Source organism: Corallococcus praedator, from assembly GCF_003612125.1.
Lineage (GTDB): Bacteria > Myxococcota > Myxococcia > Myxococcales > Myxococcaceae > Corallococcus > Corallococcus praedator.
This window is the reverse complement of record NZ_RAWI01000311.1, coordinates 1-11,276: the sequence shown is the minus strand read 5'-3', so window position 1 is coordinate 11,276 and position 11,276 is coordinate 1. Positions and strand designations below refer to the sequence as shown.

General features: G+C 71.0%; 11 protein-coding genes. 8 read left to right on the top strand and 3 right to left on the bottom strand.

Annotation, left to right across the window (positions count from 1 at the left end; translation table 11 throughout):
* Positions 1 to 960, bottom strand: a 960-nt coding sequence (locus tag D7Y13_RS30275) for a universal stress protein (protein ID WP_199732939.1), incomplete at its 3' end; no start/stop codon positions are given.
* Positions 961 to 1,442: 482 nt separating this feature from the next.
* On the opposite strand from D7Y13_RS30275, the gene D7Y13_RS46945 reads away from it, so the two are divergent.
* Complete coding sequence (locus D7Y13_RS46945) at positions 1,443 to 1,604, top strand: hypothetical protein (RefSeq protein WP_167508789.1); 162 nt, start codon at positions 1,443 to 1,445, stop codon at positions 1,602 to 1,604.
* Between the two features lie 129 nt (positions 1,605 to 1,733).
* On the opposite strand, the gene D7Y13_RS30270 is transcribed toward D7Y13_RS46945, so the two are convergent.
* Positions 1,734 to 1,943 (bottom strand): CsbD family protein, encoded by a 210-nt coding sequence (locus D7Y13_RS30270; protein WP_120537337.1) that lies wholly within the window; start codon positions 1,941 to 1,943, stop codon positions 1,734 to 1,736.
* Between the two features lie 265 nt (positions 1,944 to 2,208).
* Between D7Y13_RS30270 and D7Y13_RS30265 the strand changes: the two genes are divergently transcribed.
* Both D7Y13_RS30265 and D7Y13_RS30260 read left to right on the top strand, forming a co-directional pair.
* Entirely contained in the window at positions 2,209 to 3,996 is a 1,788-nt protein-coding gene (locus tag D7Y13_RS30265; RefSeq protein WP_120585569.1) for a methyl-accepting chemotaxis protein, read from the top strand.
* A gap of 174 nt (positions 3,997 to 4,170) precedes the next feature.
* A complete protein-coding gene (locus tag D7Y13_RS30260) occupies positions 4,171 to 4,539 on the top strand; it encodes a VOC family protein (RefSeq protein ID WP_120537341.1) in 369 nt (122 codons plus the stop codon).
* A 46-nt stretch (positions 4,540 to 4,585) separates the two neighbouring features.
* Here D7Y13_RS30260 and D7Y13_RS30255 read toward each other — a convergent pair whose 3' ends face one another.
* On the bottom strand, positions 4,586 to 6,172 hold the full coding sequence (locus tag D7Y13_RS30255; RefSeq protein WP_120585568.1) for a phytoene desaturase family protein: 1,587 nt from the start codon (positions 6,170 to 6,172) through the stop codon (positions 4,586 to 4,588).
* Between the two features lie 212 nt (positions 6,173 to 6,384).
* On the opposite strand from D7Y13_RS30255, the gene D7Y13_RS30250 reads away from it, so the two are divergent.
* The 5 genes from D7Y13_RS30250 to D7Y13_RS30230 all read left to right on the top strand — a co-directional run.
* Positions 6,385 to 6,870, top strand: a complete 486-nt coding sequence (locus D7Y13_RS30250; protein ID WP_120585567.1) for a chemotaxis protein CheW — start codon at positions 6,385 to 6,387, stop codon at positions 6,868 to 6,870.
* Positions 6,867 to 8,594, top strand: coding sequence for a CheR family methyltransferase (locus D7Y13_RS30245; RefSeq protein ID WP_120585566.1), 1,728 nt, complete (start codon positions 6,867 to 6,869; stop codon positions 8,592 to 8,594). Before D7Y13_RS30250 ends, D7Y13_RS30245 begins: the two co-directional genes overlap by 4 nt.
* Positions 8,594 to 9,208: a chemotaxis protein CheW gene (locus tag D7Y13_RS30240; RefSeq protein WP_120585565.1), complete on the top strand. Its 615-nt coding sequence runs from the start codon at positions 8,594 to 8,596 to the stop codon at positions 9,206 to 9,208. Before D7Y13_RS30245 ends, D7Y13_RS30240 begins: the two co-directional genes overlap by 1 nt.
* Complete coding sequence (locus tag D7Y13_RS30235) at positions 9,205 to 10,848, top strand: methyl-accepting chemotaxis protein (RefSeq protein WP_120538268.1); 1,644 nt, start codon at positions 9,205 to 9,207, stop codon at positions 10,846 to 10,848. The genes D7Y13_RS30240 and D7Y13_RS30235 overlap by 4 nt, the downstream gene beginning before the upstream one ends.
* A gap of 3 nt (positions 10,849 to 10,851) precedes the next feature.
* Positions 10,852 to 11,276, top strand: a 425-nt coding sequence (locus tag D7Y13_RS30230; RefSeq protein WP_208734507.1) for an Hpt domain-containing protein, incomplete at its 3' end; no start/stop codon positions are given.

The window sequence follows — 11,276 nt, the reverse complement described above, 5'->3', positions numbered from 1 at the left end:
GGACGGGGGCTCGCCGTCCGGCAGGGTGGCGGACGGGGCGACATGCCTCGAGATGAGCACGTCGCAGCGAGCGTTCCCCAACACCCCTTCCGTCAGCGCCGAGCCCGGCTGCGCGGAGGACATGCCCAGGGTCAGCAGGTCGGAGTCGCGCTCGAGGGCCTCCGCCAGGATGCCCTCCTGCGGATCGCCGGTGCGCACGCGGATGCTCAACTCGCGGCCCGTCTCCCGGTAGGGCGCCAGGAAGCGCCAGAGCGCCATCCTCGCCGTGTTCTCACGCTCCTGCCGCAGCCGCAGCCACTGCTCCAGCGGCGCGTCCTGGCGTCGCAGGGCGGCCTCCTCCTCGCGCGTGTCCACCACGTGCAACACCTCGATGGGCATCGAGGCCGGGCACAGGCGCATCGTCAGCTCCAGCGCCCGCCGCGACTCGCGCGAGAAGCTCACCGCGACGAGGGGCCGGTGATACACGCGGCCCGGGTGCGCCACCACCACCAGCACGGAGGCGTCCACCTCGCGCACCAGCCGCATCACCATGGACGTGTCGGCCAGCGGCACCGCCGGGTACTTCGAGCGCGGCCGGCCCACCACCAGCACCTCCGCGCCCTGGTCCTTCACCAGCTCCGTCGCCACGTGCGGCGCATCCCCGACGCGCAGCTCCTCGCGCACGTCCACGTCCGGCCGCTGTCGCAACCGACGACAGGCCGACGACACCGACCGGCGCAGACAGCGCTCCCCGGCCACCGTGCCGTCGGGGCTGTCATGGCCATCCAACGGAGGGCTCACGTGCAGCACGCTGACGGCCGCTCCCTGCGCCAGCGGAAGCCGCAGCGCGCGGGCCAGCGCGAACTCCGACTGAAGGGAGAAGTCCGTCCCCACCACCACCCGCTTCAACCCCCGCAGGGGCCGGGGCAGGCCCTCCGGCAGCAAGGGCAGACCCCTTCGGGAAGACACAAGCGGTCTCATCTCGGCACCTCCTTCCACGACCTCGCGGCGCGGACGTCCGGGGCGGGGCGGCACTCCACTCACGCGCTCGGACGGGACGTCGGCTGCGCACGGCGTCACGGGCCGCGCCTCACGCGAAGCCCTCATGGACATACATTCAGGCCGGGCGGCGGATGTGCCACCTGTATCGCAGGGACGCCACTCCTGCGGCCAGGCGGCAGGGCACCCGTGCCCGGCTGTCCCAGGCACGGGAACGAGCCGCGCGTCAGCCGCCCGACGCTGCCCGCTGTAACGTTTTCAGGCCGCCGCTCCGTTTCGTGCACCGTGACGCGGGCAGGCGTGCGACCAGGGTCGAGAATCCAGCGCCTTGGAACGTCCAGTCATGGACAGTGTCCTTGAGAGGCGCGTCTCGGGGCACGGCCGGCCCTTTGCAAAGACATCCGCTCGGCAAGACACCTTGCCATGGGCGGCGGGTCGGACGGCAGGACGCAAGGGAGCGGGACATGCGCGGGGTCATCACGGGACGTGAGGTGGTTGCCAACCTGGGGCTCATCTACCGGGAGTTCGGCACAGCCTGTGTGCTGCGCTGCCTCTGGGTGATGGTCAGCGGCAAGTCCACCACCTTTCTCGAAGTGGCGTGTCCCTGCGAGAAGATGCGGAACTGAAGAAGCCGTTCACGCCAGAAACAGCTCGGGCCGCGGTGAAGCCCCTGGCTTCCGCGGCCCGAACGGTTTCACGGCGGACTTCCCTCACGGTCGCGGCTGCAGACTTCCGCCCCCGCGAGGACCTGGCACCTAGCGCTGATACGGATCCGCGTCACCGCGACGCACTTCCTCGCGCTCATCCACCTTGTCCTTGATGGCGTGCTTCACATCCTCCACCACGCCCTTCACCTTGCCCTTGATCGTGTCGGCCTTGCCCTCGGCCTCCAGGGAACGGTCACCGGTCGCGACACCCACGGTCTCCTTCACCTTGCCCTTGGCCTTGTCGGTCCACTCACCCATGGCGTCCTCCTGACGTCGTTGTGTGAATCGTTGGTGGAGAGAACGTGTGCATGTCGCACGCGGCCGGCAGGCGACGATGGCCTGGACGCCTGGCTGCCCTCCGACACCCTGAATGGCGACGAACCGACACCCTCCCCGCTCGGCCTACCCGTTGCGTCCCTGCGTTCCCCGAAGACCCGGGAGTCCCTGGCACAAGAAGAAGCAGTGTCATTGACGACCCCGTGCTTCCCCCTCAGGCTGCTGGTTCCTCCGGATCATCCCCCCGATGAATCAGCCCACGACCCCGACCGCGAGCGCGCTGCTCTTCAAGCTGCTGATGCTGCGAACGCTCGTCGTGACGGTGGCGGTGGCGCCCGCCATCTACGTCGACATGCAGTTGCTGGACGTGGACTCGAGCGCGATGGGCTTCGTGCTCGGGGTCGTCACGCCCATCGTCATTGGGGGGCTGGCGCTGGTGGTGCCCATTGGCGCGGTGGGTGCGCTGTTGCGGCACGCGCTGCATGAGGAACCGGGCAACGCGCCGCAGCGGCTGCGCCGGCTGTTGCGACTGCCGGGCATCCTGACGTTCGTGGAGGCGCAGGCGGGCTGGTTCCTGGGCGGCATCTTCTTCAACGGCGCCATCGGTCTGGCGCTGGACCGGCCGCCGCGCGTCATCCTGGTGGGCGTGGCGGTGGCGATGAGCGCGGGCCTCTTCAGCGCGCCGCTCATGTACATGCTCTATGAGCGGACGCTGGCGGCGGTGACGCTGGAGGCGTTCCGCCGCGCGCCGCACGAGCGGCCCGCCGGTGAGGGGCTGTTCCTGCCCCGGCAGAGCTGGTTCCTGCCCGCCATCGTCGTGTCCGCGCTGCTCATCACCTGCATCACCAGCATCGCCACGTTGCAGCTGCGGCTGGAGAAGAACCTCTCCGGGCTCGCGGACGACCTGGAGCTGTCGGGCGACTACCGGGGCGCGGCGCGGGTGCGTGCGCGCATCGTGCCGTTGCAGGACGACCTGACGACGCCGGTGGCGCTGCTGGGCGGGTTCGCGGCGCTGGGCGCCATCTTCACCGCGGCCTGGGCGGCGCGCCGGCTGGCGCAGGGGGCGAAGGCGATTGGCGCGTCCCTGGATGCCCTGGTGGAGGGCCGCGCGTCGCCGCCGCAGTGGGTGTCCACGGACGAGCTGGGCGACCTGTCCGCGCGCACGTGGCTGCTCTACGAACAGCTGCAGGAGCTGCCCCGGTCGCTGCGCTCCTCCGCGGGGCACCTGGCGCAGGCGGGCACGCGGCTCACCGAGGCGAGCGACCAGCAGAACCGCACGATGTCGCGTCAGGCGGTGGCCATCCATCAGGCGCGCACCACGGCGCAGGAGATCCAGCAGACGTCGAAGCTCGCGGCCAGCCGCGCGGGGAACATCCTGGAGGTGGCGGAGCGCGCCGCGGCGATGGGCCGGCTGGGCGAGGAGTCGCTGGCGGGCACGGAGAAGGGGCTCGCGGACATCCTGGCCCTCACGAACGGCCTGCACCAGCAGGTGAGCGACCTGGGCATGCGGGCGCGCGAGGTGGGCCGGGTGTCGGAGGTGGTGAAGTCGCTGGGGGACCAGTCGCACATGCTGGCCATCAACGCCGCCATCGAAGCAAGCCGCGCGGGCGAACAGGGCCGGGGCTTCGCGGTGGTGGCGCGGCAGATGCGCGAGCTGGCGGACCAGTCCATCAAGGCGACGGGCCAGGTGCGCGGGCTCTTGGAGGGCATGGAGACGGCCACGGGCGAGGCGGTGGCGACGGCGGACCAGAGCGCCCAGGGCGTGGAGGCCGCGCTGGTGCCGCTGCGCAAGAGCGGCGAGCGGCTGCGCGAGCTCATCTCCCTGTCCCAGGAGTCCGCGTCCGCGGTGCGGCAGATCGCCGAGGCCGTGGCCCAGCAGCACGCGGGCGTGGATCAGCTCTTCAGCGCGGTGAGCGAGATGGACGAGTTGATGGCCGCCACGCTGCGCCAGTTGGGCACCACGCAGGAAGCGGCGACCGCGGTGGAGCAGGCCACGGGACAGGTGTCGCAGCTGGCGACCCGGTACGTGTCCTGAGCGGGCGCTTGCGCCGCGACGAGTTCCGCTCCTAGATTTCGCGTCGGTCGAAAAACGGCGGACCGGTTCGGTGAGCCCCGGTCACTTCCATGGTGGAAGCACTTGTTCGACCTCCCTCGGGAGGAAGAACCCTCGGCCCTCTGACGGCACACGTGTGCCTTCGCGAGGCTCGCCATGAAACTGAATCACCTCGACCTGCAGGTCCCCGACGTCCAGGCCACCGCCCGCTTCTTCACGCGCTACTGCGACTTCACGTCGCACGCGAAGAACCACGACTCGCCCGCCATCGCCATGCTCTCCGGCCCGGATGGCTTCGTGCTCATCCTCCAACGCCGCAAGCGCGACACGGACACCTTCCCCGAGGACTTCCACGTCGGCTTCCTCCAGGACTCCGAAGCCCCCGTGCTCGCCTTCCAGGAGCGCGTGAAGGCCGACGGGCTGGAGGTCTCCGACGTCATCCGCAACAACCGGGGCACCCTCGTCTACTGCCGTGCCCCCGGCGGCATCCTCGTCGAAGTCAGCTGCCGCCCCGGCGCCGCCTGACGCACACCGGGGCTTCCGGAACAAAGACAGACAAACACCCGGCGCCTCAGCCCGCGAGGGCCTGGGGCGCTGGCTTCGCCACACTCGCGTCATCCTCCAGCGGCGGCACGTACGGCCAGCCCGGCAGCGCGCCCTTGCCCGCCTCGCGCGTGAGGTAGTCCGCCGCGATGTTCGCGCTCTCCATGATGGTGAGCAACCCGCTGCCCGGGTGCGTGCCGCCGCCCACGAAGTACAGGCCCTCCACCTGCGCGTTCTTCACGCGGGGCCTGAGCGGGCCCAGTTGCAGCCACGTGTGCGACAGGTTGAACACCGCGCCCCGGAACACATTGAAGTCGTCCCGCCACGTCTCCGCCGTGAAGTAGCGCTCCGCCTTCACGTGCTCGCGCAGGCCCTGGATGCCCACCTTCTCCAGCATCTTCGGGATGCGCTCGCGCAGCGTCGCCTCCGTCTTCGCCCAGTCCACCGGCCGCGCCGTGTTCGGCGTGGGCACGAGCACGTACAACGTCGAGTGCCCCTTGGGCGCCCCCGTCGCGTCCGACGCGCCCGGGTTGCACACGTAGAAGGGCGGGTCGTCCACGTCCACCGACCGGTCCTCCAGCGCGTCGCGGTCCGTGCGCCGCGCGCTCTCCGACAGGTAGATGAGGTGGTGCGGCAGGTCCGCGTACGTCGTGTCCAGCCCGTAGTACGCCATGAACGTGCTGCACGAATACTTCGCCCGCTCCAGCGCCGCGTCCGTCAGCCTTCCGCCTTCACGCGCCTCCGGCGCCAGCAGCTTCTGCGCCGCGTACGCCAGGTCCGCGTTCACCACCACCGCGTCCGCGTGCAGCACCTCGCCCCCCTCCAGCTTCACGCCCACCGCGCGGCCGGCCTCCGTCAGCACGCGCTCCACCGGCGTGCCCATGCGGAAGGTTGCGCCCAGGTCCTGGGCACACTTCATCATCCCGCGCGCCAGGGCCCGGAAGCCGCCCTGCACGTGCCAGACGCCGAAGGCCAGCTCGATGAAGGGAATCACGCTGAACACCGACGAGCACGTCGTCGGGTGCAGCCCCAGGTACTTGGACGGGTACGCCAGCGCGTACGTCATCCGGTCGTCGTGGAAGAACGAATCCAGCTGTTTGTAGAGCGTCTGCCACGGTTTGAAGCGCAGCGTGGGCGCCAGCCGCCAGGGCGCGTAGTAGCCCAGGCTCCCCGCGTTCGTGCAGATGAACTTCTCGTACGCGAGCGCGTACTTCTCCCGCCCGTCCTCCATCCACCCCTTCAGCGCGTCGCCCTTGCCCGCGCCGAACTTCTCCAGCTCCTGGCCCATCCGCTCCAGGTCACGCCGCGTGTCCAGGTGCGTGCCGTCCCAGAAGTGCACGCGCGTGTTCGGATCCACCGGCGTGAGCGTGACGTAGTCCGACAGCCGCTTGCCCGAGCGCCGGAAGATCTGCTCCAACACGCCGGGCAGTTGGAGGATGGACGGGCCGGTGTCCACCGCGTACTCGCAGTCCTCCCCCAGCGTGAGGCCCTTCATCCGGCCGCCCGGCACCGCGTCCTTCTCCACCACGGTGACCTGGAAGCCCTGCCCCGCCAGGTTGATGGCGACCGACAGCCCTCCCGGCCCTGCGCCCACGACGATGACGTGCCGAACCATGGTCCTCACGATGCCCGGCCCCGCGCCGGCTGGCGACTGTCCCGACGGTACGGCCCGGGCCAAAAAGAGTTTCCCTCCTGGGATTCATGGCCGCTCGCCGAGCGTTCCTCCGGGGCTGGAGCGCTCCCTTCACCCGGAGCGTCTTCTAGAAAACGGGGCAACATCCTGAATCCCCAGGGTGCTTTGCGTCCTGTAGCGTGCGACGTGCATCCATGAATCCCCCTCCGGAGGCCCGCCCACAGGAAGTCCTGCTGTTCACCCTGGAGCGGCAGCGCTACGGCCTGCCAGTGCAGGACGTGCGCGAGCTGGTGCGCGCCGCCCGCCTCACGCACCTGCCCCGGGCGCCCGACGTGGTGGAGGGACTGCTCAACCTGCGCGGAGAACTCCTCCCCGTGTTGGACCTGCGACGCAGGTTCCGCCACCCCGCGCGGCCGCTGTCGCCCATGGACCACTTCATCATCGCCACCAATGGCCTGCGCCCGGTGGCGCTGCGGGTGGACCGCGCGGAGGGCCTGCGCGTCATCGCCTCCGATGAGTGGGATGCCTCCCCCCGGGAGCTGCCCGGCGTGGGGTACGTGGCCGGGGCCGCGAAGCTGCCCGACGGGCTGGTGCTCGTGCACGACCTGCGCTCCTTCCTCTCCGAGGCCGAAGCACTTCAGTTGGACGTCGCGCTCGGAGCCCGACCGGAGACCGCTTGATTGGCGGTGTCCTGTCCTACGGTTTCAAGGAAGTGCTCGCCCTGGTGGAGGAGCGCGCGGGGCTCGCCGCGCCCAGCTGTCTGGCCGCCGCCGAGGAAGGCATCCAGCGCGCCATGGCCCGCGCGAACCTGACGAACGTGGACGTCTACCGGCAACAGCTGGCCGTGAACAACGCGCTGCTGGACGACCTGCTCACCGAGCTCACCATCGGTGAGACGTACTTCTTCCGCACCCACGAACACTTCGATCACCTGCGCCGCGTGGTGCTGCCCGAGCTGCGCGAGCGCCGGGGCCCGGACCACCTGCTGCGCGCGTGGAGCGCGGCCTGCTCCTCCGGCGAGGAGCCCTACTCCATCGCCGCGCTGCTGATGACCGAGGGCTGGGAAGAGCGCATGACCGTGCACGCCACGGATGTGTCGCGCACGGCGCTCGCCCGCGCCCGCGAGGGCCGCTACACCGACTGGTCCCTGCGCGGCCCGTCCGCGGATCGCATGCGCGCCCACCTCAAGCAGGAGGGCCGTCACTACCTGCTGAGCCCGGACGTGAAGCGCCACGTGCAGTTGGGCTACCTCAACCTCGCCCTGGAGACGTGGCCCTCCGCCGAAAGCGGCCTCTGGCAGTTGGACGTCATCTTCTGTCGCAACGTCCTCATCTACTTCAACCTCGCCACCATCGAAGGCGTGGCGCGCCGGCTCTTCGCGGCGCTGGATGACGGCGGCTATCTGTTCTCCGGTCCCTCCGACCCGCCGCTGGGCGACTACGCCCCCTTCGAGGCCGTGCTCACCGACTGGGGCGTGCTGTACCGCAAGCCCCTTGGCGGACAGCACTCCGCGCACTTCGTCCCGCTCCAGCCCCTGGCCCCCCTGCGCGCGGACGGCACACCCTTCCCCCCGGGACGCGCGGGCCCCACGCCCCCCGTCCGCTTCGCTTCGGATCCAGCCGAAGGGTCGGATGGCGCCCGCTTCACTCCGACCCCAGGCCAGACGTCGGCTTCTTTCGAGGGTGCCCGCTTCGCTTCAGGTCCGGCCTCCGGGGAGACGGCGAGGGCCTTCGATGGCTCCCTCTTCGCATCGGGAGAGGCCTCGGGTTCCTTCGATGGCGCCCGCTTCGCTTCGGGCGAGGCGTCCGGATCCTTTCCGGTCCCCAATGCCTTCGAGCCACGCGCCACGCCTGCCCCGGTCCCTCCCAGGCCCGTCGCTCCCGCAGCCCGTTTCGCGCTGAGCGTGGAGGCCCGGGAGGCCGTGCGGCAGGCCCTGGCGCGCGGTGACTGGCGCGAGGCCTCGAAGCGGGCGGGCGCTCAAGCGGCCGACCTGGATCAGGCCCTGGAGGCGGTCCGTACGCTGGCCAACCTGGATCCCCGCGCGGCGGTGTTCGCGTGCGGAGAGGCGGTGGTTCGTCACCCGCTGGTCGCCGGCCTGCGGTATCTGGAGGCGCTGCTGCTCCTGGGCCAGTCGCGGCTGCCCGACGCGGAGAAGTCCGCCCGGCAGGCGCTCTACCTGGAGCCGGGCCTCGCCGTGGGCCACCTGCTGCTGGGCCATGTGCTGCGCCGGCAGGACCAGGCCGCCGCCGCCGCTCGGGCATACCGGGAGGCGGAAGGGCTGTGTCGGAAGTTGCCGCCGGAGGCGCTGGTGCCGCTGGCGGAGGGTGAACGGGCGGGAGCCCTGGCGGATGTGGCGCGCGCGGAGTGGCGGCGCCTGGAGCTTGAAGGCGGAGGGGCGAGCTGATGCCGAAGCGCGAGGGAGTCATCGACTGGGAGAAGGCCCGGGCCCGCCTGGAGGAGCTGGAGCGCGCCACCGAGGCGCGCGAGGCCTACTCCGACGAAGCGGCGAGCGAACAGCTTGACGCGCGCGCACGCGCCCTGGCCCGCCCTCCCGAGATTCCGGTGGTGCCCGGCAGCCAGCGCGAGGTGGTGCGCTTTCGCGCCGCGGGCCAGTCCTACGCGCTGGAGTCGCGCTTCATCCTGGAGGTGATGCGCGCGCCGGAGCTCACCCCGCTGCCGGGCGCGCCGCCGCTGCTGCGCGGCCTGACGCTGCTGCGCGGCGAGGTGCTGCCCGTGGTGGAGCTGGCGCCGCTGTTCGGCCGGCCCGCCGCCAATGCCCATGGGCCCGTGCTGGTGGTGGGCACCACGCGCCCGGAGCTGGGGCTGCGCACGGATGAAGTGTCGGAGGTGGCGGTGCTGACGGGCACGGAGCTGTTGCCCGCGCCCCCCTCCCTGGATGAGGAAGCGGGCGCGCTGGTGTCCGGCGTCAGCCCCGACGGCACACTCGTCCTGGAGGGAGAGGCCCTCCTGGGTGACGGTCGTCTCGTGTTCGAGCTGTCCGAAGAAGGAGTCGCATGAGCATCGGGAATCGCATCGCGCTGGGATTCGGGCTGTCCCTGCTGGTCCTGCTGGTGATCGCTGGCGTCGCCTTCCAGGGCGCGCAGCAGCTCACCACCACGACGGAGGGACTGCTGAGGGCCCATGAGAACTTCCGCGTCCTGCGCGAGGTGCGCGCGCTGCTGGTGGACGCGGAGACGGGGCAGCGCGGCTTCATCATCACCGGCGAGGACCGCTACCTGGGGCCCTACAACGCCGCGCTCGGCAACCTCCAGGAGGACCTGACCAACCTGCGGACGGCCATGGCCGCGTATCCCGAGCAGCGCGCGCGGCTGAACCGGCTGGAGCCCATCATCAGTGCCCGGCTGGAGCGGCTGCAGGAGGGCATCCGCCTGCGTCGCGAGAAGGGCATGGAGGCTGCGGCGACCATCGTCCAGAACGGCCGGGGCCTGGAGCTGATGGACCAGGTGCGCAACCACATCGGCGAGATGCTCGACATCGAGCAGCAGCGCTGGGAGCGCGACGCCGAAGAAGCCCGGCAGGCCGCGCAGCGCAGCGTGTGGGTGCTGGGCATTGGCACCCTGCTGGGCCTGGCCATCGTCGGCCTGGGCAGCTTCGTCATCACCCGGGGCATCACCACCCCGCTGCGCAAGCTCACCGTCGGCGCTGAGCAGCTGGGCCGCGGAGAGCTGTCCCACCGCATCGACGTGAAGGGCCGCGACGAGATGGCGGAGCTGGCGAACGCCTTCAACGCCATGGCCGAGCGCCGCCAGGTGGCCGAGGTGCAGCTGGCGAAGCAGGCCGAGCAGCGCGAGCACACGCTCAAGACGGTGGCGGAGTTCGTCAACCAGCTCGCGGGCGCGTCCTCCGAAATCCTCGCCAGCACCACCGAGCAGGTGGCTGGCGCCCAGGAGCAGGGCAGCGCCGTCACGGAGACGGTGAGCACCATCGAGGAGATCACCAAGACGTCGGAGGAGGCCGCCGGCCGCGCCCGCGCGGTGAGCGAGTCCGCCCGTCACTCGGAGGAGGTTGGCCGCTCCGGTCGCCGCGCCGTGGAAGAGGCCGTGTCCGCGATGGGCGCCGTGCGTGACCAGGTGGAGTCCATCGCCTCGCGCATCCTCGCCCTGGCCGAACAGGCCCAGGCCATTGGCGACATCATCACCACCGTCAACGACATCTCCGAACAGACGCACATGCTGGCGCTCAACGCCTCCATCGAGGCGAGCCGCGCGGGCGAGCACGGCCGCGGCTTCGCCGTCGTCGCCTCGGAGGTGAAGGCCCTGGCGGACCAGTCCAAGAAGGCCACCTCGCAGGTGCGGCAGATCCTGGGACAAATCCAGAAGGCCACGCACGGCGCGGTGATGACCACGGAGGAGGGCACCAAGAGCGTGTCGTCCGCCACGCGCGTCGTCACCGAGGCGGGCACCACCATCCAGCAGCTGGCGGACCTGCTCACGCAGGCGTCGCTCACCGCCGCGCAGATCGCCGCGTCCGCCAACCAGCAGGCCACCGGCATCGGGCAGATCCGCCAGGCGATGCACGACGTGAACCAGGCCACGCAGCAGGGCCTCATCTCGTCGCGCCAGACGGAGCGGGCGATGCAGGACATCAACGCCATGGGCCAGAAGCTCAAGGGGCTGCTCGGGGAGTTCGGGCGCTAACGCATGGATCGCGACCGGCTGGCGCAGGCACTGCTGGATTCGTTCCTGGAGGAGCTGGAGGGGCACGTCGTGTCCCTCAACCGGGACCTGCTCGCGCTGGAGCAGGCCCCGGCGCGCGCGCGGGAGCTCATCCCCGGCCTGCTGCGCACGCTGCACAGCGTGAAGGGCGCGTCGCGCGCGGCCAGCGCCAGTCTGGTGGAGACCGCCTGTCACCGGCTGGAAGAGGTGCTGGAGCCGCTCATCCACGGGCGCGCCACGTCGCCGGACCTGTTCGAGTTGTGCTTCGCCACGGTGGACGCGCTGGACGACGCGGGCCGCCGGCTGGCGTCGCGCCAGGACCTGTCCGGCTCGCCGCTGGAGTCCCTGCTGCCGCAGTTGGAGCAGGCGGCCCAGGGCGCGCCGCCCCCGTCCCCCGCGGCACCGGAGCC